This is a genomic window from Caulobacter sp. LARHSG274, from assembly GCF_052871235.1.
On sequence record NZ_JBIXJO010000001.1, the window covers coordinates 703,233 to 727,677 of the forward strand.

Genomic DNA, 24,445 nt, shown 5'->3' on the forward strand with positions numbered 1-24,445 from the left:
ATGGCCGACGGCGGCGCCGCGATCACGGTCAAGACCGCCTGTCCCTATTGCGGGGTCGGCTGCGGCGTGGCCGGCGTCGTGGCGGAAGGCCGGACGCTGTCGGTGGCCGGCGACGCCTCCCACCCGGCCAACCTTGGCCGGCTGTGCTCGAAGGGCACGGCGCTGGGGGCGACGGTCGGGCTGCAGGGCCGGTTGCTGGAGCCGACCATCGGCGGCCGCACGGCCAGCTGGACTGAGGCCACCGCCCTGGTCGCCAAGCGCTTTCGCGACACCATCGCCAAGCACGGCCCCGACAGCGTCGCCTTCTACGTCTCGGGCCAGATCCTGACCGAGGACTACTACGTCGCCAACAAGCTGATGAAGGGCTTCATCGGCTCGGGCAATATCGACACCAACAGCCGGCTGTGCATGGCTTCGGCCGTCGCCGCCCACAAGCAGGCCTTCGGCGCCGACCTTGTGCCCGGCTGCTACGAGGACCTCGACCTGGCCGACCTGGTGGTGTTCAGCGGCCACAACGCCGCCTGGACCCATCCGGTGCTGTTCCGCCGCATGGAGGCGGCCAGGGCCCGCGGCCAGAAGCATGTGGTCATCGACCCGCGCCGCACCGACACCGCCGAGGGCGCCGACCTGCACCTGGCCATCGCCCCGCAGAGCGACGTGCGCCTGTGGAACGGCCTGCTGGCCGAGCTGATCCGCCGCGGCGCGGTCGACCGCGCCTACATCGCCGCCCACGTCAACGGCTTCGCCGACATCGAGGCGGCCCTGGCCGAGATCGACCAGTCGCCGGCCGCCGTCGCCGCCGACTGCGGCGTGGCGCTGGACGACCTGGTCGCCTTCTACGACCTGTTCGCCGCTCATCCCAGGACGGTCAGCCTGTTTTCGATGGGCGCCAACCAGTCGGCCCAGGGCACGGCCAAGGGCCTGTCGATCCTCAATGTCCACCTGGCCACCGGCCGGATCGGCAAGCCGGGCGCCTGCCCGTTCTCGATCACCGGCCAGCCCAACGCCATGGGCGGGCGCGAGACCGGCGGCATGGCCAACACCCTGGCCGGCCACATGGACTTCGCCCCCGAGGAGCGCGACCGCGTCGCCCGCTTCTGGGGCGCGCCCGACACCGCCCGCGCCCCGGGGCTCAAGGCCGTCGACATGTTCGAGGCCATCCACGCCGGCAAGATCAAGGCCGTCTGGGTGATGGCCACCAATCCCGCCGTCAGCCTGCCCGACGCCGGACGGGTGCGCGAGGCCCTGGACCGCTGCCCGTTCGTGGTGGTGTCCGACTGCGTCGAGACCGACACCACCGCCTTCGCCGACGTCAAGCTGCCGGCCCTGGCCTGGGGCGAGAAGGACGGCACGGTCACCAATTCCGAACGCCGCATCTCGCGCCAGCGGGCGCTGTTCCCGGCCCCTGGCCAGGCGCGGGCCGACTGGCGGATCGTCGCCGACGTCGGCAAGGCCATGGGCTTCGACGGCTTCGGCTGGGCCTCGCAGGCCAGCGTGTTCCGCGAATGGGCCCGGCTGACGGCCTATGAGAACACCGGCCGGGTGCTCAATCTCTCGGGCCTGTCGACCCTCAGCCCCGAGGCCTATGGGGCGATGGCCCCGGTGCAGTGGCCGGTGGCCGCCGATGGGCAGGGCACGCCGCGCCTGTTCACCGACGGCCGGTTCCAGACCCCCGACGGCCGCGCCCGGATGATCCCGACCCGGCCGCGCGGCCCGGCTGACGCCACGGACGGCGTCTATCCGCTGTCGCTCAACACCGGCCGCATCCGCGACCAGTGGCACACCATGACCCGCACCGGCCTGGCGCCGGACCTCTGCCGCCACGCCCCCGAGCCCTATGTCGAGGTCCATCCGGCCGACGCCGAGGCCGTGGGCCTGAAGGACGGCATGCTGGCCCGGGTGATCACCGTCCGCGGCGAGGCCGTCGCCCTGGCCAAGCTGACCGACCGCCAGCGGCCCGGCGGGCTGTTCATGCCCATGCACTGGACCGACGCCTTCGCACCGTCCGGCCGCTCCAACCACCTGATCGCCCCCAATCTCGATCCGACCTCCGGCCAGCCGGAGTTCAAGCACACCCCGGCTCGGATCCGCGCCTATCGCGAGACCTGGAAGGGCTTCCTGCTGACCCCCGACAGCCTTTCGGCGCCGGCCGGCCAGGACCTGGTCTGGCGGCGCATTCCGCAGGACGCCTGCCAGCTGCACGAGTTCGCCGGCCGCGGCGACGCGGTCCAGCGCGAGGCGGTGCGCAAGGCCTTGACCAAGGGCCTGGTCGGCGAGGTCGTGGCCTATGACGACGTCGCCAGCGGCGCGCGGCGCGAAGCCTGGATCCACGAGGGCCGGCTGGTCGCCGTGCTGTTCATGACCGTCGCCGGCCGCCTGCCGGCGCGCGACTGGCTGGCCGAGTTGTTCGCCCTGCCGGTCCTGGGCGCCGAGGCCCGCTCGGCCCTGCTGTTCGGCCGCCCCCCCGGCGCTCCGGTCGACAAGGGTCCGCTGGTCTGCGCCTGCCTGAAGGTCGGCGCCAGGGCCGTGCAGGCCGCCATCGCCGCCGGCGCCGCCGATCCCGACGCGGTCGGCGCCGCCACCGGGGCGGGAACCAACTGCGGCTCCTGCCGTCCCGAGATCGCCCGGATGATCACCGCCGCCGTTTCGCCTTCCAAGGAGCCAGTCCATGTCGCCTGATCCTCAAGCCGGCCGCGTCCTGCTGGTCGGCGCCGGTCCCGGCCCGGTCGACCTGATGACCGTCCGCGCCGTCCGCGCGGTCGAGAGCGCCCAGGCCCTGCTCTATGACGCCCTGATCTCCGAGGAGGCCATCGCCCTGGCTCCGCCCGGCTGCGTGCGCATCCAGACCGGCAAGCGGGCCGGCAAGCCCAGCATGCACCAGGACGAGATCAACCGCCTGATGCTGCGCTGGGCCCGCAAGGGCCTGCGGGTCGTGCGACTGAAGGGCGGCGATCCTTCGGTGTTCGGCCGGGTCGGCGAGGAGTCCGCCTTCCTGCGCCGCCACGGCGTGCCGGTCGAGGTGGTGCCCGGCGTCACCGCCGCCTGCGCCGCGGCCGCCCAGTTCGGTTTCCCCCTGACCCATCGCGGCGAGGCCCGCCGCGTGGTGTTCACCACCGCCCGCCTCGAGGCCGGCGCCCTGGCCGGCGACTGGAGCGTCGCCGCCGATCCCGAGGCGACCATGGCGGTCTATATGGGCGGCGAGGTCGCGGCCGCCCTCAGCGCCCGGATGATCGCCGCCGGCCGCGCGCCCGACACGCCGGCCCTAGCGGTCGAGCAGGCCGGCGGCGCCGACGCCCGGCTCTATCAGGGCACCCTGGCGACCTTGGCCGACCGCCTGGCCGACACCCGCGGCGGCCCGTTGCTGATCATCATCGGCGAGGTCGCGGCCCAGGCCGCCGACGCGCTGGAGCTGGTGCGCGAGGCGCCGGCGCCGTCCTCCGGCGCCCTGGCTTGGCCTGATCGCCGGCGCGGGTAGGCCTGGGTTCCTAAACCGCCGCCAGCCGGCTCCAGCGGCGCAGCGGGGCCCAGCGGGCGACGATCTCGGCCAGGGCCACGTAGCCGGCCAGCATCGCCGGGGCGACCAGCAGGGTCTCGGGCGGAAAGCCGTGCGCCGGCTCGGGCTTCAGCGCCATAGGCTGGATGAACAGCAGGATCAGGATGTTGTTGGCGGCATGGGCGCCGATCGCGAACTCGGTTCCGCCCAGCCGCAGGGTCATCCAGGCCAGCCCCACGCCCATGGCCAGCCGCACCAAGAAGGCGTCGAGATTGGGGTCGAAATGGATGGCCGAGAACAGCGCGCCGCTGAGCGCCAGCACGATGCGCGGGTCGCGCACGAAGGCGCCGGTGACCTTCAACAGCCAGCCGCGGAACACCAGCTCCTCGGCGGCGGCGGCGACCAGCAGCAGGACGACCACCATCGCGGCATAGGCCAGCCGTCCGCCCAGGGACGGGGCGACGGCCAGGATCGGCGCGCCCGGGGCCTTGGGATCGAGGGCGGCGGAAGCCAGCAGCAGCGGCCCGATGACGACCGCGAACAGCCCCAGGCCCAGCAGCAGCAGTCGCCAGCGGAAACGCGGCGCGGCGGTGAAATAGCTGAGCAGCCGGCGGTGGTGCAGCAGGGCGGCGACGCCGGTGAAGGCCAGGGCCATGCCGCCGTTGGCGAAGGCCAGCAGGCAGAGCACGAAGGCCGTCGCGGTCAGGCCGACCGGGGTCGCGGCCTGGCCGATCATGGTCATCAGCCGCTCGGCCGTCGCCGTGCCGCCGCCGGCGATCGAGAAGGCCACGAACACCGCCCCCCCGGCGATCAAGGCCGCCAGCAGGGCCGCGATCGCCCCGACCGGCAGGGTCAGCGCGATCCGCCCGATGCGCCGATCGGCCGGCGTCAGGTCGTCCAGAAACGACGACCGTTGAAGCTCCCCAAGCACTCGCCGTCCCCGTTCAAGACCCGCTTTCATCGCTAGGCGTTCGCCGGTCCGGACGCAAGCGCCGCGCGGATGACTTGCCCCGGCGTCGCGCGCGCGGCACACATCGGGATCAGAGGGGTTCCCATGAGCAACACCATCGCCGCCGGCAAGGAAGAGCAGCACCTTCACCGCCTGGTCCTGTTCTCGGACGCGGTGTTCGCGATCGCCATCACCCTGCTGGCCATCGAGATCCACCCGCCGGAGGGCTGGAACGGCCAGGTCGGATCGTTCTTCCACCTGATGGCCGCCAAGCTGCTGTCCTATGCGGTGACCTTCGCCACGGTCGGGGTGCTGTGGATCAGCCACCGTCGCACCTTTTCGCGCCTGCACCGCGCCGACGGCCTGCTGGACGTGCTCAACTTCCTGATGCTGGGCCTTGTCGCCCTGCTGCCGCTGGGCACGCAATTGCTTTGGGAGGTGCATAGCTCCGGGCCGCTGGTGCTCTATGTCGGCCTGGTCGCCGCCATCGGCCTGACCCAGGGGCTGATCTGGATCCACGCCGCCTTCATCGGCCGGCTGGCCGAGCCGATGGGAATCGGCGTGCGGCTGTTCATCCTGGCGCGGGTGTCGCTGCTGCCCGGCCTGTTCTGTGGCCTGTCCTTCCTGAGCCTGGGGACCGGCACGCCCTGGGGTTTCCTGGCCATCGGCGTCATCATGCTCGGCTTGGCCCTGATCGGACGGCGCCTGCAGCCGGTGACCGCCTGACCATGCGCATCGTCTCGGGCCAGTATCGCGGCAAGGCCATCGCCACCCCGCCGGGCGACACCACTCGCCCCACCTCCGACCGCGCCCGCCAGGCGGTGTTCAACATCCTCGAACACGCGGCCTGGGCGCCCGAGCTGCACGGGGCGCGGGTGATCGACCTGTTCGCCGGCTCCGGGGCGCTGGGCCTGGAGGCGATGTCGCGCGGGGCGGCCTTCTGCCTGTTCGTCGAGACCGACGACGCGGCCCGCGGCGCGATTCGCGAGAACCTCGAAGCCTTCGGCCTGTTCGGCCAGACCCGCGTCCACCGCCGCGACGCCACCGACCTGGGTCCCCGCCCGGCCAGCGCCGGCCCGCCCTTCACCCTGGCCTTCCTCGACCCGCCCTACGCCCGCGGCCTGGGTGAAAAGGCCCTGGCCGAACTGGTCGCCGGCGGCTGGCTGGCCCCCGGCGCGACCATCGTCTTCGAACGCGGCCGCGAAGAACCGGACCCGGCGCCGGACGGTTTCGAGCGGCTCGACGCCCGCGACTACGGCGCAGCGCGGGTGTTCTTCTTCCGCGCTCCGGTCGCCTGACCAATCCACGCCTTCCGCCGACGGCAAGGACCGGAGCAGAGGCCGGCGCACCGACGCGCAGGCAAGCCTCGCCAAGCCTTGCCGTTAACGCCAGCCCACGACGTTGACGTTGGCGGTGTCGGACTTTGGTGTTGGGCCTCTCTGATTTCGGGCGCCTTCGGCTCGGCGCGCGAAGGCGTGCATGAATCCCGCGACCTCCGTGGCCGGCATCGGCTTGGCGAAATGGTAGCCCTGCACCTGGTCGCAGCCGTAGCTGGTCAGCGTCGCCAATTGATCGGCGCACTCGACGCCTTCGGCCACCACCTTCATGCCCATGCTGGCGCCCAGGCTGATGACCGCCCGGACGATGGCGTCGTCTTCGCTGTTCTGGACGAAGGACTTGTCGATCTTCAGCCGATCGATCGGGAACTGGCGCAGATTGGCCAGAGAGGCGTAGCCGGTGCCGAAGTCGTCCAGGGCGATCAGCACGCCGGTGTCGTGCAACCGGCGAACGGCCTGGCTGACCACGTCGCCGCCCCAGCCCATATAGACGTTCTCGGTGACCTCGATGGTCAGGTGTTCGGGCGATACGTTCCAGCGCAACAGCTTGGCCTCGATGTCGAGGGCCAACCGTCCGGTGTGAAACTGGCTCGATGAGACGTTGATCGCCACCCGGCCAAATTCCAGGCCGTCGTCGAGCCAGGCGCGCATTTGGCCCAACGCCCGCTCGAAAGCCACCTCGCCCAGCTGCAGTGAAAGGTCGTCGTCGTCCAACGCGGCCATGAAGGCGGCGGGCGGCAAGACGCCGCGTTCGGGATGGTTCCAGCGCATCAGGGCCTCGAAGCCCGCCACCGTGTCGGAGGCCAGGTCGACGACCGGCTGGTAGAACATCTCGAACTGGCCCTGGGCGATGGCCCGGCGCACCTCACGGAACAGTTCGACGCGCTGCTCGACTTCGGCCCGCATCGAGGGCTCGAAGACCACGGCCCGATTGCGGCCGTTGGACTTGGCCTGATAGAGCGCCACGTCGGCGTTCTTCATCAGCTGGGCCGGATCGGCGCCGGACGCGACATGCAACGCCGCGCCCACACTGGTGCGGATCGTGAAGCTTTGGCCGAAATGCTCGACGGGCTTGCGCAACAAGCGCTGCAGCGCGGCGATCGGGCGATCCATGTCTTCTTGCCCCGAAAGCCCGCGCAGCAGCACGGCGAACTCGTCGCCGCCCAGCCGGGCGACGGTGTCGTCCCGTCGAAAGGCCTTCCTGAGCTGAACGGCCAAGGCCTGCAGCAGGGCGTCGCCGGCGTCGTGGCCCAAGGTGTCGTTGACGTCCTTGAAGTGATCGACATCCACCATGATCAGACCGAACATCTCGCCGGTCTGCTCGGCTGCGGCGACGGCGTCGTCATAGGCCCTCTGGAAGGCGGCGCGGTTGGGCAGCCCCGTCAGGGGATCGCGGAAGGCCAGGAACTCGATCCGGGCTGTGGCCCGGATGGCTTCCGACACATCCTCGTGCGTGGCCACATAGCCGCCGGTCGGGATCGGGTTGTGGGTGATGCGGATGGTTCGTCCATCGGCGAGCTTGGCTTCGCTGCTGGCCGCCGCCGCGGTCAACTCCGCTTCCACCGTGGCGGCGTAGTAGGCCGCGAAACTGACGGGGCCGTTCCCGACCGAGGATCGATAGTCGAGGATGCTGCTCAGCGGGGTCCCCGGACGGCGGAGCGGGTCGGGAAGCGTATAGAGTCGGGCATAGGCGGCGTTGCAAAGGATCAGGCGGCGGTCGGCGTCGAACATGCAGAGCCCATGCGGCATGTTGCTGACTGCCGCGTCGAACCGGGCGTTCTGTTCGCCGAGCGCCTTGGTTCTTTCCTCGACCGCTTGCTCCAGGCCGCTCATTTTCAAAGCCGCATCTTGCGTCATCCGCCATTTCGCGGTCAGCGCGCTGGCCATCTGGCGGATCTCGATGTTGTCGAACGGCTTCTTCAGAATGAGCAGCCGATCACCCAGGTCGAGGCGCTCCGACATGGCCTCCCAGGAGTAGTCGGAATAGGCGGTGCAGAGGGCGACCTGCAGCTGCGGATCGACCTGCCAGAGGCGCTCGATGGTCTCGACCCCGTCCCATCCGGGCGGCATGCGCATGTCGATGAACGCCATGGCGTAGGGCCTGTTCTCCGCCAATGCGCTCACGACCATGGCCAGGGCTTCCTGCCCCTGATAGGCGGAATCGAGCTCGAAAGCCTGGCGCACGGTCGGGGCGTCGCCGAACAGGGCCGCCTCGGACGAGGCCAGTGCGGCGTCGCTGTCCAGGTCCGAGCTGAGGATCTTCCGGAAATCCTGGTGAATCGACGGGGTGTCGTCGATCACCAGGATGCGTCGGTTGCCGGTGCTGGCTGTACGGCTCATGCGAAAACCTGCGTAGGGGAAACGGGGAGTTCGAGGGTGAAGGTCGCGCCAAGGCCAGGGCCGTCGCTCTGCACCAGCAGCGATCCGCCCAGTTCCCTGGCCGCCAGCGCGCCGCTGTGCAGACCGAAGCCGTGTCCATCCTTGCGGGTGGTGAAGCCGTGATTGAAGATTCGCGTCAGGTTCTCCGCCGCAATCCCGGCCCCGTTGTCGGCGACGGAAAGCCTGACCCGGCCATCACCGCTGGTCAGGCGCAGGGTCAAGCGCTTGTCCGCGCGCCCCGAGTCGGAGCAGGCGTGCCTGGCGTTGCTCACCAAGTTCACCAGGATCTGCAGAGCCTTGTGCTTGTTGAGCAGGATCAGGGGCGCCTCGTCGATTTCCTGGACGACCTCCACGCCGTGACGGACCAGAGAACTCATATCCATGCGCAGACTCTCTTCCAGCAATTCCCTTGGATCGACGCTTTCCTCGACGCCGGAGGCCGTGGCGAAGGATTGCTGCATCGCCACGATCACCTTGATGTGATCGATGTTCTGGCGAAGAAAGTTCAGTTCCCTGAGGCTCGTTTCCTGGTCGGCCTGCAAGTGTTCTGAGAGCTGAAGAAGATAGGCCGGAAGAAGCTTTCCGCGGGGATCACGACTGAGATAGGCCCCTAGGTCGCGTTCGTTTTCCTGCAGCAAGGCGGCGGCTTTGCTCAAACCCGAGATTTTGGACTTGCTGACGCTGTCGGCCACCAGCGTGGCGGAGACATTGACGCTGTTGAGCACGTTGCCGACATTATGCAGCACCCCGGTGGCCACCTCCGCCATGCCGGCCTTGCGCGAAGCCTCGACGAGCTTCACGTGCGCCTGCTCCAGTTGCTCGGTGCGTTCCTTTACACGCTTCTCCAAATCGTCATTGGCGATCTGGAGCGCGCCTTCGGCCTTTGCGAGCGCGGCGAAGTTGGCCGCCTGGCCCGTGCGCCACCGATACAGTTTGCTCCAGACCAACAGCCATGCGACGCACAAACAGACGATCGAAAATATTGCGGCGGTGACAAAGAAGAGCGCCTGCTTGCGCTTGGCGCGCTGGCTCCCAGCGAGATCTTCCTGAATGTGCCGCACGAGCCGGATGATCCCGTCGGCATAGATTTTCTTCTGCGCCTCATAGGCTTCACCAAACAGGATCGACTTCGCTTGACTGGGCCGTCCGGCGCGGACCAGCGCGAAGGCCTGGTTCTCCATACCAACGAGTTTCAGATTGGCTGCGTCCGTCTGTCTGGTCGCCTCGGCGCTTTCGGACCGGACGGTGAGCCGCAGCGTTTCCTTGATGACGGCGTCGAGTTGGGGCTCGAAATGGCGATAGCGCCGCTCCCACTGCAAGTCGCCGGTGGTCGCCGCCATGCGGGCGGACATGGTCAGCACCTCGTCCAGGTGGACGATGCGTCCGCTCAGCTCCTGGAGGCGCAGATTGCGCTGCTGCACTGTCGTGACGTTCTGAAGCGAATCGAACGCGGACCAAAGCATGGTCAGCAAGACTGTGGCCGTGAGCACCAGTCCGACAGCCAGCCATCTGACCGGAAACGCAGTCGTCGGTTCGGCCTTGGCCCGTCGATGTTCTTCGGCATGGCCGAGGTCCGCCCAATTTCCGGCGACGACTTTCAGCCTGGCGATCTTGTCGGTGATCATGGCGGACGACTTTCATCCCAAGCGGATGGGTCAAGCTCCACGATCATTGCTAATAGGTTGTCTTTAGGCGCTAGGCTCAGCCTGCGGTACGTGGTCGCGGATCGCGGCCGTTGAGAGCGGCGGCTAGGCGGCGAAGCGGCCGATGTCCTGGCGGCTCTCGACCAGGTCGAGCACGTCGCCCATCGAGAAGCCGGGATCGGCCGGGTAGAGGGCGTCGTAGATCGAGCGGGCGAAGGCCAGGTCGGCCGGGGTCTTGACCCGCCAGTCGAGCCGCGAGGAGTCGCGGCGGGCCTTCAGGTGGGCCTGGCTGTAGCGGTCCGGCCGCTCGCGGATGGCGGCGGTCGGCGAGATGCGGGCCTCGTGGTCGCGGGTTTCGGCCGCGGCGATGCGCAGGGCGCGAGCGGTGATCACCTCGACCTCCAGCCCGGCCGGATAGGTGCGGTGCACGCGGTTGGAGGTGTAGTCGGCGCCGCTGGCCAGGGCCAGGCGCACCGCCTGGTCGACGACCCCGGCGTCGACGAACGGGGCGTCGCCCTTCAGCCGGACGACGTGGCTGACCGAACCGACGGCCTCGGCGCAGCGGGCGATGCGGTCGAGGATGTCGGCCCCGGCCCCGCGGTGGACGGCGTAGCCGCGCGACACCACCAGCCCGGCCAGGGCGTCGTCGGCGGCGTCGGCGCTGGTGGCGACGATGATCTTGCTCAGGGTCCGGGCCCCACGCAGCCGCTCCAGCTGGCGCAGGATCATCGGTTCGCCCTGGAGCGTCGCCAAGGCCTTGCCGGGCAGTCGGCTGGAGCCCAGACGGGCCTGCAGAACGGCGAGGATCATGGCGGTCTTCCCTAGAGAATGACGTATCCCATTGTTGAGCCTAGATTCGCCCGAGCGTCAGGCGACCCAACGTCGCGGGTCCAGGGCCACCGGATCGTCGATGGCCATGTCGTCCCAGTCGAGGTCGGGCGGCGGGCTGGAGGCGGCGGCGACCACGGCCGACAGCTCGGCGGCGGAGGTCACCCCCACCAGCACGGCGCTGGCCTCGGCCCGCGACAGGGCGAAGCCCAGGGCGGCCTGCAGCGGGTCGGAACGGCCCTCGGCGATCATCCGGCGCACCTTCGACAGGCGGCCGGAAGCCCCCTTCAGCTGGGCCGGGACACGGTCGGGCGGCAGGAACAGCAGGCCGTTGAGGAAGATCGAGCGCAGCTGCACCTCGATCCCCAGACCGGCGATGCGGGCCAGGGAGCCGTCGGCCAGCAGCCGCTGGTCGAGCAGCGAGGCGGGAGCCTGCAGGATGTCGGGCTTGAAGCGGCGGGCGACGCCGACCGGATCGTCGCTGGCGTGGGCGGCGACGCCGATCTTGGCGAACAGCCCCTCGTCGCGCAGCCGGTGCAGGCGGTCCCAGACCGCCGCGCCGTGGGCGCCGAACAGCTCGGCCGGCGAGGAAACGATGATGGCGTCGGCCCGCTCGACCGCCAGGCGGCGCAGGCTGGCCCGGGCCTCGGCCTCGACGAAGTCGGGACCGCGGTCGGCGCGGGCCGCCGACAAGGTAACGCGGAACGGCACGGGGCGCGGGATCAGGTCGCCCAGCACCTGCTCGGCGCGGCCGTAATTGCCCGAGACGTCCAGCACCGACAGTTGGGCGCGGGCGGCGATGCCGAGGATGTCGCGGGCCTCGGTCTCCGGCGACCGGGCGCGCGGCGACGCGCTCATGCCGTCCAGACCGAACTGGGCGGCGGCGAGACCGAGCTTGGAGACGGCGAGCGACATGGAAATCCGTGCGGATGGAACACCAGTGCCGCCCAGACTACGCGCCAAGGATTGAAGAAGGCGTTTCTGGAAACTTTCCGAGGGGTTAATATCGCCGCCGATGAAGCTCCCCGATCTCGCCCCCGACATCGGCCTGGACACGGGCGGCGACTGGCCGCTGCACGGCCTGGCCGAGGACATGCGCCCGGCCCTGGCCAAGGCCCTGGCCCGCGGTCCCGCCGCCCTGGCCACCATCGTCGCCCTCGGCGACGGCGGGCCGCGCCCGGTCGGGGCCCAGATGGTGTTCGGCCAGGCGCTACGGGCCGGCTTCCTGTCCGGCGGCTGCATCGAGGCCGATGTCGAGGACCACGCCCGCGCCAGCCTGGCCGACGGCGCGCCGCGGCGGCTGGTCTATGGCGAGGGCAGTCCGTGGCCGGACATCCGCCTGCTGTGCGGCGCGCGGATCGAGATCCTGGTCGAGCGGCTGGACCCCGACGATCCGGCGGCGCGGGCGCTGCTGGCCTTGGCGGCGGCGCGGATTCCAGCGACCTGGATCAGCGATGGCCAGCGGCGGAGCTGCGTTCCGGCCTCGGACGCCGTCGCACCCTGGCCCGGCGCCTTCGTCCGCCGCTTCGATCCGGCCCCGCGGCTGGTGGTGTTCGGCGGCGACCCGACCGCCTTGGCCGTGGCCAGCCTCGGCGCCCAGTCGGGGTTCGAGACCACCCTGGTCCGCCCCAAGGGACCGGTGGCGCCGCCGCCCTTGCCGGGCGTGGCCTATCGCCGCGACGCCCCCGCCGCCGCCCTGGACGCCGTCGGCCTGGACCCCTGGACGGCGGTGGCGGTCTGCGGCCACGACCTCGACATCGACCACGCCGCCCTGCTGGCGGCCCTGCCGTCCCCCGCCCCCTATGTCGGCCTGCTCGGGGCCCGGCGACGGTTGGGCGAGCGGCTGGCGCGGCTGCGGGCCGACGGTGTCGCCGAGGCCGACCTGGCCAAGCTGCGCGCCCCTATCGGCCTGGACCTCGGCGGCAAGGCCCCGTTCGAGGTGGCGGTGGCGGTGATCGGCGAGATCATGGCGACGCGGCACGGCCAGCCGGCGCTGGCGCGGCGGAAGGCTTGATCCGCACGGTCAATGTAGTAACATATCTACAACCGTTTTCCGGATGGATCCATGGCCATCACGACACTCTCGAGCCGCCAATTCAATCAGGACGCCAGCGGCGCCAAGAAGGCCGCCGCGAACGGCCCGGTGTTCATCACCGACCGGGGCCAGCCGCGTCACGTCCTGCTCAGCATCGAGGACTACAGGCGCCTCACGGGCGCCCGTCGCAGCATCGTCGATGCGCTCGCCATGTCGGGCGAGGAGATCATCGAGTTCGAGCCTCCCCGCGCGGACATCGTCAAACGGCCCGTCGATCTCGGCTGATGTATATCCTCGATACAAATGTCGTGTCCGAGCTGCGCAAGGCCGGGCACGGCAAGGCCGACCTCCATGTCGTGGACTGGGCCGGCCGGGCAGACGCGTCCACGCTCTACATCTCGGCGATCACCGTCCTGGAACTCGAGACGGGCGTGCTGCAGATGGAACGTCGCGACGCCAGGCAAGGCGCGGCGTTGCGGGCCTGGCTCAACGATCAGGTGTTGACCGAATTCAAGGACCAAGTTCTGGCGATCGACACCGCCGTGGCGAGGCGCTGCGCGGGCCTGCATGTGCCTGATCCACGATCTGAACGGGACGCGCTCATCGCCGCAACGGCGCTCGTGCACGGCATGACGGTGGTCACCCGAAACGTCGCGGACTTCGTCGCGACCGGAGTCGCGCTGCTCAACCCATGGGAAGCCGGCGCCGAAATCTAGGCCCGCCAGTCGCCGGACTTGCCGCCGGTCTTTTCGACCAGGCGAATGGCCTCGATGACCATGCCCTTCTCGGCGGCTTTCAGCATGTCGTAGATCGTCAGGCAGGCCACCGAGACGGCGGTCAGGGCCTCCATCTCCACACCGGTCTGGCCGGTCAGCTTGACCCGGGCCATCACCGCCAGGCCGCCCTGGGCCGGCTCGACCGAGACCTCGACCTTGCTCAGCGCCAGCGGATGGCACAGAGGGATCAGGTCGGCGGTCTTCTTGGCGGCCATGACGCCGGCGATCTCGGCCACGGCCCGCACGTCGCCCTTGCGGCCGGTCCCGGACACCGCCAGGGCCTGGGTCTCCGGGCTCATCCGCACGAAGCCGACGGCGATCGCCTCGCGCGCCGTCGCCGGCTTTTCGGAGACGTCGACCATCCGGGCCCGGCCCTCGTCGTCGATGTGGGTCAGGCGGGTCATTTTTCCAGCAGCCTGGGCATCAGCTCGACCATGTTGCAGGGCTTGTGGCGGCTGTCAAGCTGGGCGGCGATGACCTTGTCCCAGCCGTCGCGGACCGCGCCGTTGCTGCCCGGCAGGCAGAACACGAACACCCCGTCGATCAGCCCCGCCGTGGCCCGCGACTGCAGGGTCGACAGGCCCACCGACTGGTAGCTCACCATGTGGAACACCACCGAAAAGCCGTCGATCCTCTTGTCGAACAGCGGCTCCAGGGCCTCGGGCGTCACGTCGCGGCCGGTCAGGCCGGTGCCGCCGGTGGTGACGACGGCGTCGACCTGGCCCGAGGCGATCCAGTCGCGCACCGTCTGGCGGATCTGCTCGACGTCGTCGCGGACCACCGCCCGGCCGCCGAGTTCATGGCCCGCCGCCTTGACCCGGTCGACCAGCACCTGGCCGGAGGTGTCGCTCTCCTCGTCGCGGGTGTCGGAAATGGTCAGGATCGCCACCCGCACCGGCGTGAACGGGAGGTCCGGCTTGATACCGCCGCCCGGAGTAAGACCGGCTGCCGACATGAAATGCTCCTAATCCCAGCGTTGCGCGTCGGTCCTATCGCGAGCGGTCGGTTCGATCCAGCGCTCGCCGGCCGGGCCGTGCTGCTTCTTCCAGAACGGAGCCCGGCTCTTGAGATAGTCCATCAGGAAGTCGCAGGCCTCGAAGGCGGCGCGGCGGTGGGCGGCGGCGGTTGCCACAAAGACGATCGCCTCGCCCGGCGCGATCCTGCCGACCCGGTGGACGATCAGGAAGTCCTGCAGGCCAAACCGGGCGCTGGCCTCCTCGGCGAAGGCGGCGATCGCCGCGTCGGTGAAGCCGGGATAGGCCTCCAGCTCCAGAGCCAGGGCCGCGCCCTTCTCGCCGCGCGCCAGGCCGACGAAGCTGGCCACCGCGCCGGTTTCGTCGCGGCCGGCGCAGAACGCCGTCAGCAGGGCGCCCGGCTCAAAGGCCGTCTGCGTCAGCGAGATGGGGCCCAGGAGGGTCATCCGCCGCTCATCGGCGGCAGGAAGGCCACCTCGGTTCCGGCGGCCAGAACCGCCTCGCCCCGCACGATGGCCTTGTCGACCGCCACCTGCACGCCGGGGCCGGCCAGGGCCTCGCCAAGGGTAGGATCGGTCTCCGCCAGCGCCGCGCGCAGGCCTTGCAGCGAGCCGGCCTCGACGATCCGGTCGCGCCAGCCGGCCAGGTCGGCGAGCCGTCCGAACAGCAGCACCCGGGCCATGCTCAGCCGCCAGTCGTCGACATGTGGCGAGCCACGGCTGGCCGGGCGGCGTCGATCTGGAAGTCGTGCCCCTGCGGCTTGGCCCCGATCGCCGCGAAGATCGCCCGCTCCAGGGCGGCGTCGTCGGCCCCGGCCCGGATCACGGCCCGCAGGTCGCTGGCGTCGTCGCGGCCCAGGCAGGTGTGCAGGGTGCCGGTGCAGGTCAGGCGCACCCGGTTGCAGGCCTCGCAGAAATTGTGGCTCAGCGGGGTGATCAGCCCCAGCCGGCCGCCGGTCTCCTCGACCCGCAGGTAGCGGGCCGGGCCGCCGGTGGCGTAGGGGATCTCGCTCAGGGTCCAGAACGAGGCCAGGTCGCGGCGCACCTCGGCCAGCGACAGGTACTGGTCGGTGCGGTCTTCCTCGATCTCGCCCAGCGGCATGGTCTCGATCAGGGTCATGTCGGCGCCCAGGCCGTGGGCCCACTGGATCAGGGCCGGCAGTTCGGCGGCGTTGTCGTGCTTGAGGGCCACGGCGTTGATCTTGACCTGGATCCCGGCCGCCAGGGCTGCGTCGATCCCGGCCAGCACCTTGGCAAGGTCGCCGCCGCGGGTCAGCTTGCGGAACAGGTCGGGCTTGAGCGTATCGAGCGAGACGTTGATCCGCCTGACGCCCAGCCGCGCCAGGTCGCCGGCGTGCTGGGCCAGCTGGGTGCCGTTGGTGGTCAGGGTCAGCTCGTCCAGCGCTCCGCTGCGCAGATGGCGCGCCAGCCGCTCGACCAGGGTCATGATCCCTTTCCGCACCAGGGGTTCGCCGCCGGTCAGCCGCAGCTTGCGCACGCCCAGGCCGACAAAGGCCGAGGCCAGGCGATCCAGCTCCTCCAGCGACAGCACCTCGGCCTTCGGCAGGAAGGTCATGTGCTCGGCCATGCAGTAGGTGCAGCGCAGGTCGCAGCGGTCGGTGACCGAGACGCGCAGATAGGTCACCGCCCGGCCGAAGCCGTCGATTAGGCGGGCCGCGGCGCGGGGCGAACGAGAGACCGCTTGCGCGGGGATGGCGTCATAGGGCGTCATGTCGCCCTCAAGATAGTCGCGGGGCGGCATGGCGGGAAGTGAAAGCACGCGGCTGGAGGCCATCATCCTGGCGGCGGGGGCCGGGCGGCGGTTCGGCGGGCGCAAGTTGACCGCCCTGTTCGAGGGCCGCCCGCTGATCGCCGGCGCCCTGGACGCGGCCTTCGCAGCCCCGGTCCGTGAGGTGATCCTGGCGACCGATGGTGATCCCGCCCTAGCCGCAATCGCCCGCGATCACGCTCGCAGCCTGGACCGCCTATCCGACCTGCGGGTGGTCGTCGTCGCCGACGCCGCCGAGGGCATGGGCGCGTCCTTGGCCGCTGCGGCCGCGGCCCTGCCGGAGAACGCCGACGGGGCCTTCGTCTTCCTGGGCGACATGCCCAGGATCCCGGCGGAGGTTCCGGCGACCCTGGCCGCGACCCTGGCCGGCGACGTCGACCTGGCGGCCCCGCGCTTCCAGGGCCGACGCGGCCACCCTGTGCTGTTTGGTCGCGGTCATTTCGCCGCGCTTCGGGCGCTCAGGGGCGACGTTGGGGCCCAAAACCTGCTCGCCGGGGCCGGCGCTCGCCTGGTTCTGGTCGACAGCCCCGACGCCGGGGTGCTGTTCGACGTCGATCGGCGCGAGGATCTCGGCTGACCTCAGCCGGCGGCGCGTCGATCCCGCCGGCCGGTCCAGGTTCCGAAGGCGATACACAGCAGGATGCCGTAGCTCCACATCGCCATGCTCAGGTTGAAGGTGCCGATGGTGACCCGCAGGTCGATGGTGGCGGCCAGGTGCGAGGCCACGACGATCAGCTGGAAGGCCGAGGCCAGGACGCTCCAGATCAGCCGGGCCTTGATCGAGGCCCAGACGAAGAAGAAGAGGGTGGCGACGTCGACCAGCAGGACGCCGAGGTCGGTATTCTGGGCGTTGTTGCGATAGACCAGCAGGGACGCGATCCAGCTGATCAGGAAGGCCGCGCCGATGCGCCGCGCGGCGGCGTCGCCCAGCCAGATCGCCAGGCCGCAGATCAGGATGGCCAGGCTCAGGGAGATATAGACGTGCAAGGTGGCGTCCGAGGAACTGATTCCGGACGCCACCTTGCCTCAAGCTAAGCCGTCGGAGAAGGCGGATCGCGCTCCCTCCCGGGAAACCATGCGCCTAGAGCAAGCCGCGCGATGTTGGAATCGCCCGGCTTGCTCTAGCTTTTTGTTGTCGCATCGCTTTTGCGGAAAACCGGCGGCCACTTTTCCGCGCGATGCTCTAGTGCCGCGTCAGCCGTCCTTCCCAGAGGATCAGCTTCACTTCCTCGATGACGTCCAGGGCGCGATCCCGTTCGCCGGCCTCCTCCAGCGCGATCAGCTGGGGAAGGAGGACCGACAGGATGCGCCGCTGAACCGGGGCCAGGGTCTTCAGGTGGCGACGAAACTCGTCGATCTCCTGGCTGGTGGGGTCCTGGCTTTCGGCGCGGGCGGCGGAGGCGAAGGTCGTGCTCATGCCGCCTGCCCCCCGACGACTTGCAGGCCGCCCGAGAGGTTCGGTTTGGGCAGGTCGCCGCTGGCCATCGCCCCACAGCCGATCTGGCTGCGCACGGTGTTCAGGGCGCCGTGAGCAATGATGATGGTCCGGCGGGCCGAGACGATGTGGGACAGGGTCTCGCCGAGATTGTCCACGGCGTCCTGGCCGATCACGGCCGACAGGTGAGCCTCCAGGCGGAGGGACGGGAGCAGGCCCATCAGTTCGGCCGTCTCCCGGAGCGCGGCGTCGATGGCCGCTTCGGCGCGCATCAGCTTTTCGGCCCCCGCGCGGGTGGCGTCGGATCTTTTCATGCAAGACTCTCCCGGTCGCACGGGTGCCCCCCGTACGTTTCAAGTCGATGAAGTTGTTGTGAGTTTGGGCGTCAGCGCGCCCGAGGAGCGTTCCAGCCGTCGCGGAACCGCTCAAGGGCGTAGAGGAATTCGTGGGCCCCCATGGTGACCGCACCGAGCAGAACGGCGCCCAGCACGGCGATGACGAGGATCAGGCCCAGCCATTGCAGAGGAGTCAGGTCATCGCGCCAGCTCCTCCCAGTTCGCTCCTGAGGGGCGAGTCGTCCGCCAGGAAGGCCGTGGCCGCCAGGACCCGGAGCAGCAGCTTGCTCGGCGGATCCCCCGCCTCCTGCGCCCGCCGGAGCGCCGACACCGTTTCCGGCACCAGGCGACCCCGTTCGGGCGTTCCAGCCATCAGGGTCAGGCCCTCTTCCAGCGAGTGCCAGCTCGCTATGAAGAACGCCGGTGTGTGGATCGAATCTCGTGTGGAGGTATCGGTCATCGCTGTTCTCGCTGTTGCTGCGAGAAGAGCCCTCGAACTGGGCCGTGGCTAGCTCGGCCGATTGCCTACGGTAGTCATTACCGGGGTCGGTTTCCCAGGCGATGAAGGCCAGGGCGGCGTCGCGCCGGCCCAGGCCGGCCAGGCGGCGGCGGGCGCTGAGCACGTGCATCTCGACGGTCTTGGGCGAAAGCTGCAGCAGGCGGGCGATTTCCTTGGACTGCCGATGCTGGGCGATCAGCCGCAGAATCTCCCGCTCACGAGGAGTCAGCCGCTCGAAGCCCAGGTTGTCGCTGGAGTCCATCATGCCGCTAAAATGGGTCCCCGCCCGCCTTCCGTCTAGCTAGACTTGCACGAACTTGCGCTCGACGCACGCCCAGCGGGCGAAAGTGTCGCGGGTCGGCTGGCGTGATCCAGGGTCTCCGCGCCCCATCAGGCCTCGGACCGCACGAACGGCAGGCGCGTGGTCGGGGCGCCGGAGATCGCCAGCAGGGCGTTGGCGACGGCCGGTCCGATGACCGGCGTCCCCGGTTCGCCGACCCCGCTGGGCGGGTTGACCGAGGGCACGATATGGGTCTCGACGGTCGGCGCCTCGTTGATCCGCAGCACGCGATAGGTGTCGAAATTGCTCTGGTCGACCGCCCCCTTGGTGAGGGTGATCTCGCCATAGAGCGCCGCCGACAGGCCGTAGCAGGTTCCGCCCTCCATCTGGGCGGCGATCTGGTCGGGCGAAATCGCGGTCCCGCAGTCGATGGCGGTGACCACGCGGCCGACGCGCGGCGCGCCGTCGATCAGCTTGACCTCGGCGACCTGGGCGACCACCGAACCGAAGCTCTCGTGCACCGCCACCCCGCGGGTCCAGCCCGGCGTCGCCGCCGGACCGGCCTTTTCGAGCGCCAGGTTCAGGGCCGCCAGGTGGCGCTGGGCGCCGGCCTTTGCGTAGAGGGCGCGGCGATAGCCGACCGGGTCCTTGCCGGCCTTGCGCGCCAGCTGGTCGATCGTGTGCTCCATGACGAAGGCGGTGTGGGTGGCCCCGACCGAGCGCCACCACAGCACCGGCACGCCGGCCTCGGGCAGCGCCACCTGGGCGTCGACGATCGGGGTCGCCTTCAGATAGGGCGAGCCCGCCGTTCCCTCGATCGCCGTCTGGTCGGGACCCTTGCTGGGCATCGGCGAGCCCTTCATGATCGACTGGCTGACGATCCGGTGCCGCCAGGTGGCCGGATAACCGTCCTTGTCGAGCCGGACCCGCACCGCGTGATGGACCAGCGGCCGGAAATAGCCGGCCCGCATGTCGTCCTCGCGCGTCCAGACCAGCTTCACCGGCCGGCCGCCGCCGACCTTCTTGGCGATCTGGACGCATTCGGCGACATAGTCGGACTGGAAATTGGCTCGCCGGCCGAACGAGCCGCCGGCGAACAGGGTCTCGATCTCGACCGAGCCGGGCAGGGTCCCGACGATCTTGGCGGCGGCCAGCTGATCGAGGGTCTGGCCCTGCGAGCCGAAGGTCAGCTTGACCTTGTGGCCGTCGACCTGGGCCACGCAGTTCATCGGCTCCATGGTCGCATGGGCCAGATAGGGAAAGTCGTAGGTCGTCTCCAGCACTTGGCCGCCGCCGGTCGCCGCGGCCGCCGCGTCGCCCTTGGAGTCGAAGGCCTCCCACTTGAGGTCGGACGGTCCCTTGCCGGCGGCGATGTCGCGCCACTGGGCGGCGATGGTCGCCGAGTCGCGGTCCTCGACCTTGCTCTCGTCCCACTCGACCTTCAGCGCCTCGCGGCCCATGCGGGCGGCGAAGGTGCTGTCGGCGACGACCGCCACCCCGGTCGGGATCTGGTAGACCTCGACGACGCCGGGCGCCTTCCGGGCGGCTTCGGCGTCGAAGCTTTTCACCGTGGCCCCGAACCGCGGCGGATGGGCGACCACCGCCACCAGCATGTTGGGCAGCCGGACGTCCTGGGTGTAGCGGGCCGTGCCGTCGCTCTTGGCCTGGCTGTCCTTGCGTCGCACGCGGTCGGTGCCGACCAGGGTGAAGGTCTTGGGGTCCTTCAGCGTGGGGTTCTGCGGCGGCGCGACCTTGGAGGCTTCTGCGATCAGCGGGCCGAAGCCGGCGCTCTTGCCGCTGGCGGCGTGGCTGAGGACGCTGTCCTTGACGGTGATCTCGCCGGCCGGGACGTTCCATTGGCTCGCCGCCGCCTGCACGAACATCGCCCGCGCTCCGGCCCCGGCCTTGCGCAGCTGGTCCCAGGAGTTGGAGATCGCCGACGAGCCGCCGGTCAGCTGCACGCCCATGGCGCCGTTGGCGTAGAGCTTGGCGTTGGCCGGGGCGTGGACCACCTTGACCCGGCTCCAGTCGGCGTCCAGCTCCTCGGCGACGATGGCGGCCAGGCCGGCGTGGTTGCCCTGGCCGAACTCGATGTGCTTGGACAGCACGGTCACCGACCCGTCCGGATCGAAGCGGATGAACGGTCCGAAGGCGCCGGGCTTGATCTTCGAGCCGGCGCTCATCAGGTCGGCGGGCGAGCAGCCGACCAGCAGGGCGCCGCCGGCCAGGGTGGCGCCGACCACCAGCTCGCGGCGGCTGAGCGCCGGGACCGGGTTCGCCGCATCGGCGGGGCGGATGTCGAGGGGCGCGGTCATTGGCGGGCTCCCCGGCCGGTCGAGCCCGAGGCCGCGGCGATCTCGTCATCGATGTCGCTGGCGGACGCCGCGGTGACGACCGGGGCCGAGGCCAGGCCGGCGGCCTCCTTGATGGCGGCGCGAATGCGCTGGTAGGCGCCGCAGCGGCAGATGTTGCCGCTCATGGCGTTGTCGATGTCCTCGTCGCCGGGCGCAGGCGTCTGGGCCAAAAGGGCGGCGGCCGACATGATCTGGCCCGACTGGCAGTAGCCGCACTGCGGCACGTCGTGCTTGACCCAGGCCTGCTGCAGCGGATGGGCCCCGCCCAGGCTTTCGATGGTGGCGATCTTGGCGTCCGCCAGCGCGGCGATCGGGGTCACGCAGGAGCGGACCGGATCGCCGTTGACGTGCACGGTGCAGGCCCCGCACTGGGCCATGCCGCAGCCGAACTTGGTCCCGGTCAGACCCAGCTCGTCGCGCAGCACCCAGAGGAGCGGCGTTTCGGGGGCGGCCTTGACCGCGACCGCCTTGCCATTGATGTCCAGGGTCGTCGCCATCAGCCGTCGCCTCCCAAAGCATGCGGGTCCGCGACCCTGCGTTGACGATTTTAACACTGCTCAAACCCAGGGGCGCCAGTGAAATCTTGCCGCCGACGCGCTTGAGCCCGTCGCGTGAGGTCCGGAACTCCGCGGCCGGCCCTAGATCCTTGTTTTCGCGTCGTTGTCGCGGAAAACCGGCCTCCCCTTTTTCGCACGATGCTCTAGCCTGCGCTCCTCGCCATGTTGTCAGGACCTGCGCCTTGGATCTGTTTCCCGCCTATTTCCCCCTGGCCGGCCGCAGGGTCGTGATCGCCGGCCATGGCGAGGCCGCCGACAACAAGGCCCGATTGTTCGAGGGTTCGCCCGCGACCCTGGTCCGGGTCGACGGTCCGGCCGCCTTCCTGCCGGGGACCTATGCCGGCGCCGTCCTGGCCTTCGTGGCCGGCGACGACGAGGTGTTCCTGCAGGCGGCCGCCAGTGCGGCCCGGGCGGCGCGGGTGCTGGTCAATGTCGTCGACCGCCCGGCGATGAGCGACTTCAACACCCCGGCGGTGATCGACCGCGGCGAGGTGGTGGCCGCCGTCGGCACCGGCGGCGCTTCGCCGACCCTGGCCACCAAGCTGCGCAACGACATCGAGGTCCAGGTGCCCGAGGGCTCGGGCCGGGTGGCCGCCCTGCTGCGCCGGTTCCAGGACGAGGTGCGCGCCGCCCTGCCGGCCCTGCACGAGCGCCGCGCCTTCCTGCGCGACGCGGTGACCGGCGAAGCGGCCCAGGCGGCGATGGGCGGCGACATGGACAAGGCCGGCGAGCTGTTCCGCCAGGCCCTGGCCAAGGGCGTCGGGCGCGAGGGCAAGGTGCGGTTCATCGCCGGCAAGGGCCCCGCCGACCTGCTGACCCTGCGGGCCGTGCGCGCCCTGAGCGCGGCCGACGTGCTGGTCGCCGACGACGGCGCCGACCCGGACGTGCTGGCCCTGGTCCGTCGCGACGTGCAGCGGCTGAGCCTGGACGAGGCCGGGGCCGAGCGGCTGATCGCACTGGCCGGCGAGGGGCGGCAGATCGTCCGGCTGATCGTCGCCCCGGTCGATCCGACGGCGATCCAGGCCCTGGCCGCCGCGGCCGTGGCGGTCGAGGTGCTGATGGCCGCGCCGGCGGCCTGAGCCGCAGGAGGCCTATTGGTCCAGGGACCGGGCCTTGGTCTCGGGCAGCAGGAACAGGGTGGTCAGCACGCTGATGGCGGTGAAGAAGGCCGGGTACCAGAGCCCGGCATAGATGTTCCCCACCGCCGCCACGATGGCGAAGGCGCTGAACGGCACGAAACCGCCGACCCAGCCGGTGCCGATATGGTAGGGCAGCGACAGGGCCGTATACCGCACACGGGTCGGGAACAGCTCGACCAGGCAGGCGGCCAGGGGCCCGAACAGGGCGGTGGCGGCGATCACGAACACCAGCAGCACCCCGAACATGCCCCAGAGGCTCATCCGGGCCGGATCGGCCTTGGTCGGATAGCCGGCCCTGGCCAGGGCGGCCTTGATCGCGGCCTCGCCGGCGGCCTTGACCGCCTTGGCCTGAGGCGGCGGCAGATCCTTGGCGCTCTGGGAGACGAGCCGGGTGTCGCCGATCTGGACCACGGCCGGGGCCCCGGCCGGGCCCTGGTGGTTGGCGTAGGACACTCCGGCGTTGGCCAGGGCGCTCTTGGCGATGTCGCAGGAGGAGACGAAGGCGGCCTTGCCGACCGGGTCGAACTGCAGGGCGCAGTCCTTGGGATCGGCGGTAACCGCCACCGGGGCGCGGGCCGTGGCCTCGGCCAGGGCCGGGTTGGCGGCCCGCTCGAGCAGATGGAAGCCGGGGAAGTAGAAGGCCAGCGCCAGGGTCATGCCGCCCAGCATCACCGGCTTGCGGCCGACCTTGTCCGACAGCCAGCCGAACACGACGTAGAAGACGGCGCTGACCGCCGTGGCGGCCATCATCAGCCCGTTGATCGTGGCGGGCGCGACCTTGAGGAACTTCTCCATGAAGGTCTGGATGTAGAAGAAGCTGGTGTACCAGACCGCTCCCTGGGCCGACATCATCGCGAAGAAGGCCAGCAGCACCAGCTTGAGGTTCTTCCACTGGCCGAACGCCTCGGCATAGGGGGCGTTGGAGGCTTCGCCCTCGGCCTTCATCCTGGCGAAGGCCGGGCTCTCGGTCAGCTTCAGGCGCATCCACACCGACACCGCCAGCAGGCCGATCGAGACGGCGAACGGAATGCGCCAGCCCCAGGCGTCGAACGCGCCCGGCCCGGCGTGCAGGCCCAGCAGCCAGCGGGTCAGCAGGATCACCAGCAGGGCGCCGAACAGGCCGAACGCCGCCGAGGTCTGCACCCAGGAGGTCGACCAGCCGCGCTCGCCCGGCGGCGAATGCTCGGCGACATAGATCGCCGCCCCGCCATATTCGCCGCCGAGGGCGAAGCCCTGCACGCAGCGCATCAGGATCAGCAGGATCGGCGAGATGATTCCGACCTGGTGATAGGTGGGCAGGAAGGCGATGGCGAAGGTCGCGCCGCCCATCAGCAGCACCGTGGCCAGGAAGGCGCCCTTGCGGCCGGCCTGGTCGCCGATCTTGCCGAACACCAGCGCCCCCAGCGGCCGGAAGGCGAAGCCGACCCCGAACAGGGCCAGGGCGGCGACATAGCCGGCGGTTTCGGTCAGGCCGGCGAAGAAGGTCTTGGAAATGACCTGGGCCAGGCTGCCGAAGATGAAGAAGTCGTACCATTCGAAGGCGGTGCCGGCGGACGAGGCCGCCACCACGGTGCGCATCGAGGCGCGGTCTTCCCCCTTGGCCTGGACCGTCATGCCGTTGTTTCCCCCGCGGTTTCTGGCGAG

Annotated in this window: 26 protein-coding genes; 9 read left to right on the forward strand and 17 right to left on the reverse strand. The window is 70.3% G+C overall.

What is annotated here, in order from left to right:
* The gene (locus tag ACIPQB_RS03295; protein WP_446483766.1) at positions 1-2,679 is read left to right on the forward strand and encodes a molybdopterin-dependent oxidoreductase; all 2,679 of its coding nucleotides are present in this window, start codon (positions 1-3) and stop codon (positions 2,677-2,679) included.
* Positions 2,669-3,475 (forward strand): uroporphyrinogen-III C-methyltransferase, encoded by an 807-nt coding sequence (gene cobA, locus ACIPQB_RS03300; protein ID WP_446483767.1) that lies wholly within the window; start codon positions 2,669-2,671, stop codon positions 3,473-3,475. Before ACIPQB_RS03295 ends, cobA begins: the two co-directional genes overlap by 11 nt.
* Positions 3,476-3,485: 10 nt before the next feature.
* Here cobA and ACIPQB_RS03305 read toward each other — a convergent pair whose 3' ends face one another.
* The gene (locus ACIPQB_RS03305; protein ID WP_446483768.1) at positions 3,486-4,424 is read right to left on the reverse strand and encodes a CPBP family intramembrane glutamic endopeptidase; all 939 of its coding nucleotides are present in this window, start codon (positions 4,422-4,424) and stop codon (positions 3,486-3,488) included.
* A gap of 123 nt (positions 4,425-4,547) precedes the next feature.
* Between ACIPQB_RS03305 and ACIPQB_RS03310 the strand changes: the two genes are divergently transcribed.
* On the forward strand, positions 4,548-5,168 hold the full coding sequence (locus tag ACIPQB_RS03310; RefSeq protein ID WP_446483769.1) for a TMEM175 family protein: 621 nt from the start codon (positions 4,548-4,550) through the stop codon (positions 5,166-5,168).
* A gap of 2 nt (positions 5,169-5,170) precedes the next feature.
* Positions 5,171-5,740, forward strand: a complete 570-nt coding sequence (rsmD, locus tag ACIPQB_RS03315) for a 16S rRNA (guanine(966)-N(2))-methyltransferase RsmD (RefSeq protein WP_446483770.1) — start codon at positions 5,171-5,173, stop codon at positions 5,738-5,740.
* 84 nt (positions 5,741-5,824) lie between these two features.
* Here the strand turns inward: rsmD and ACIPQB_RS03320 are convergent, their stop codons facing one another.
* The 4 genes from ACIPQB_RS03320 to ACIPQB_RS03335 form a co-directional block, all read right to left on the reverse strand.
* The gene (locus tag ACIPQB_RS03320) at positions 5,825-8,119 is read right to left on the reverse strand and encodes a GGDEF/EAL domain-containing response regulator (protein ID WP_446483771.1); all 2,295 of its coding nucleotides are present in this window, start codon (positions 8,117-8,119) and stop codon (positions 5,825-5,827) included.
* Positions 8,116-9,783, reverse strand: a complete 1,668-nt coding sequence (locus ACIPQB_RS03325) for a sensor histidine kinase (RefSeq protein ID WP_446483772.1) — start codon at positions 9,781-9,783, stop codon at positions 8,116-8,118. The genes ACIPQB_RS03320 and ACIPQB_RS03325 overlap by 4 nt, the downstream gene beginning before the upstream one ends.
* A 123-nt stretch (positions 9,784-9,906) precedes the next feature.
* Entirely contained in the window at positions 9,907-10,611 is a 705-nt protein-coding gene (locus ACIPQB_RS03330) for a glycosyltransferase family protein (RefSeq protein ID WP_446483773.1), read from the reverse strand.
* A gap of 57 nt (positions 10,612-10,668) precedes the next feature.
* Positions 10,669-11,544 carry a bifunctional regulator KidO gene (locus ACIPQB_RS03335; protein ID WP_446483774.1) on the reverse strand — a complete coding sequence of 292 codons (876 nt, stop codon included), beginning with the start codon at positions 11,542-11,544 and terminating at the stop codon, positions 10,669-10,671.
* Positions 11,545-11,644: 100 nt separating this feature from the next.
* On the opposite strand from ACIPQB_RS03335, the gene ACIPQB_RS03340 reads away from it, so the two are divergent.
* Genes ACIPQB_RS03340 through ACIPQB_RS03350 form a run of 3 tightly spaced genes read left to right on the forward strand, consistent with a single transcriptional unit; the run spans position 11,645 to position 13,380 of the window.
* Positions 11,645-12,643, forward strand: a complete 999-nt coding sequence (locus ACIPQB_RS03340) for an XdhC family protein (RefSeq protein WP_446483775.1) — start codon at positions 11,645-11,647, stop codon at positions 12,641-12,643.
* 51 nt (positions 12,644-12,694) lie between these two features.
* Positions 12,695-12,949, forward strand: coding sequence for a type II toxin-antitoxin system Phd/YefM family antitoxin (locus tag ACIPQB_RS03345; RefSeq protein ID WP_446483776.1), 255 nt, complete (start codon positions 12,695-12,697; stop codon positions 12,947-12,949).
* The gene (locus ACIPQB_RS03350; protein WP_446483777.1) at positions 12,949-13,380 is read left to right on the forward strand and encodes a PIN domain-containing protein; all 432 of its coding nucleotides are present in this window, start codon (positions 12,949-12,951) and stop codon (positions 13,378-13,380) included. Before ACIPQB_RS03345 ends, ACIPQB_RS03350 begins: the two co-directional genes overlap by 1 nt.
* Here ACIPQB_RS03350 and moaC read toward each other — a convergent pair.
* The 5 genes from moaC to moaA are packed head-to-tail and all read right to left on the reverse strand — an operon-like array spanning position 13,377 to position 16,145.
* Positions 13,377-13,844, reverse strand: coding sequence for a cyclic pyranopterin monophosphate synthase MoaC (gene moaC, locus ACIPQB_RS03355; RefSeq protein WP_446483778.1), 468 nt, complete (start codon positions 13,842-13,844; stop codon positions 13,377-13,379). The two genes, ACIPQB_RS03350 and moaC, sit on opposite strands and share 4 nt — an antisense overlap.
* Entirely contained in the window at positions 13,841-14,395 is a 555-nt protein-coding gene (gene moaB, locus ACIPQB_RS03360) for a molybdenum cofactor biosynthesis protein B (protein WP_446483779.1), read from the reverse strand. The genes moaC and moaB overlap by 4 nt, the downstream gene beginning before the upstream one ends.
* Before the next feature lie 9 nt (positions 14,396-14,404).
* Positions 14,405-14,860: a molybdenum cofactor biosynthesis protein MoaE gene (locus tag ACIPQB_RS03365; protein ID WP_446483780.1), complete on the reverse strand. Its 456-nt coding sequence runs from the start codon at positions 14,858-14,860 to the stop codon at positions 14,405-14,407.
* Entirely contained in the window at positions 14,857-15,096 is a 240-nt protein-coding gene (locus ACIPQB_RS03370) for a MoaD/ThiS family protein (RefSeq protein ID WP_446483781.1), read from the reverse strand. The genes ACIPQB_RS03365 and ACIPQB_RS03370 overlap by 4 nt, the downstream gene beginning before the upstream one ends.
* Before the next feature lie 2 nt (positions 15,097-15,098).
* Entirely contained in the window at positions 15,099-16,145 is a 1,047-nt protein-coding gene (gene moaA / locus ACIPQB_RS03375) for a GTP 3',8-cyclase MoaA (RefSeq protein ID WP_446483978.1), read from the reverse strand.
* Positions 16,146-16,173: 28 nt separating this feature from the next.
* On the opposite strand from moaA, the gene ACIPQB_RS03380 reads away from it, so the two are divergent.
* Positions 16,174-16,779 (forward strand): nucleotidyltransferase family protein, encoded by a 606-nt coding sequence (locus ACIPQB_RS03380; protein ID WP_446483782.1) that lies wholly within the window; start codon positions 16,174-16,176, stop codon positions 16,777-16,779.
* Between the two features lie 2 nt (positions 16,780-16,781).
* Here the strand turns inward: ACIPQB_RS03380 and ACIPQB_RS03385 are convergent, their stop codons facing one another.
* The 6 genes from ACIPQB_RS03385 to ACIPQB_RS03410 form a co-directional block, all read right to left on the reverse strand.
* The gene (locus ACIPQB_RS03385; RefSeq protein ID WP_446483783.1) at positions 16,782-17,222 is read right to left on the reverse strand and encodes a hypothetical protein; all 441 of its coding nucleotides are present in this window, start codon (positions 17,220-17,222) and stop codon (positions 16,782-16,784) included.
* A 163-nt stretch (positions 17,223-17,385) separates the two neighbouring features.
* Entirely contained in the window at positions 17,386-17,619 is a 234-nt protein-coding gene (locus ACIPQB_RS03390; protein ID WP_446483784.1) for a hypothetical protein, read from the reverse strand.
* Positions 17,616-17,951, reverse strand: coding sequence for a hypothetical protein (locus tag ACIPQB_RS03395; RefSeq protein WP_446483785.1), 336 nt, complete (start codon positions 17,949-17,951; stop codon positions 17,616-17,618). The genes ACIPQB_RS03390 and ACIPQB_RS03395 overlap by 4 nt, the downstream gene beginning before the upstream one ends.
* A gap of 71 nt (positions 17,952-18,022) precedes the next feature.
* Positions 18,023-18,736: a LuxR C-terminal-related transcriptional regulator gene (locus ACIPQB_RS03400; protein WP_446483786.1), complete on the reverse strand. Its 714-nt coding sequence runs from the start codon at positions 18,734-18,736 to the stop codon at positions 18,023-18,025.
* Positions 18,737-18,861: 125 nt separating this feature from the next.
* A complete protein-coding gene (locus ACIPQB_RS03405; protein ID WP_446483787.1) occupies positions 18,862-21,066 on the reverse strand; it encodes a molybdopterin cofactor-binding domain-containing protein in 2,205 nt (734 codons plus the stop codon).
* On the reverse strand, positions 21,063-21,602 hold the full coding sequence (locus tag ACIPQB_RS03410) for a (2Fe-2S)-binding protein (RefSeq protein ID WP_446483788.1): 540 nt from the start codon (positions 21,600-21,602) through the stop codon (positions 21,063-21,065). The genes ACIPQB_RS03405 and ACIPQB_RS03410 overlap by 4 nt, the downstream gene beginning before the upstream one ends.
* 242 nt (positions 21,603-21,844) lie before the next feature.
* On the opposite strand from ACIPQB_RS03410, the gene ACIPQB_RS03415 reads away from it, so the two are divergent.
* Positions 21,845-22,741 (forward strand): NAD(P)-dependent oxidoreductase, encoded by an 897-nt coding sequence (locus ACIPQB_RS03415; RefSeq protein ID WP_446483789.1) that lies wholly within the window; start codon positions 21,845-21,847, stop codon positions 22,739-22,741.
* Between the two features lie 12 nt (positions 22,742-22,753).
* On the opposite strand, the gene ACIPQB_RS03420 is transcribed toward ACIPQB_RS03415, so the two are convergent.
* On the reverse strand, positions 22,754-24,415 hold the full coding sequence (locus tag ACIPQB_RS03420; protein ID WP_446483790.1) for an MFS transporter: 1,662 nt from the start codon (positions 24,413-24,415) through the stop codon (positions 22,754-22,756).
* Between the last annotated feature and the right edge of the window lie 30 nt (positions 24,416-24,445).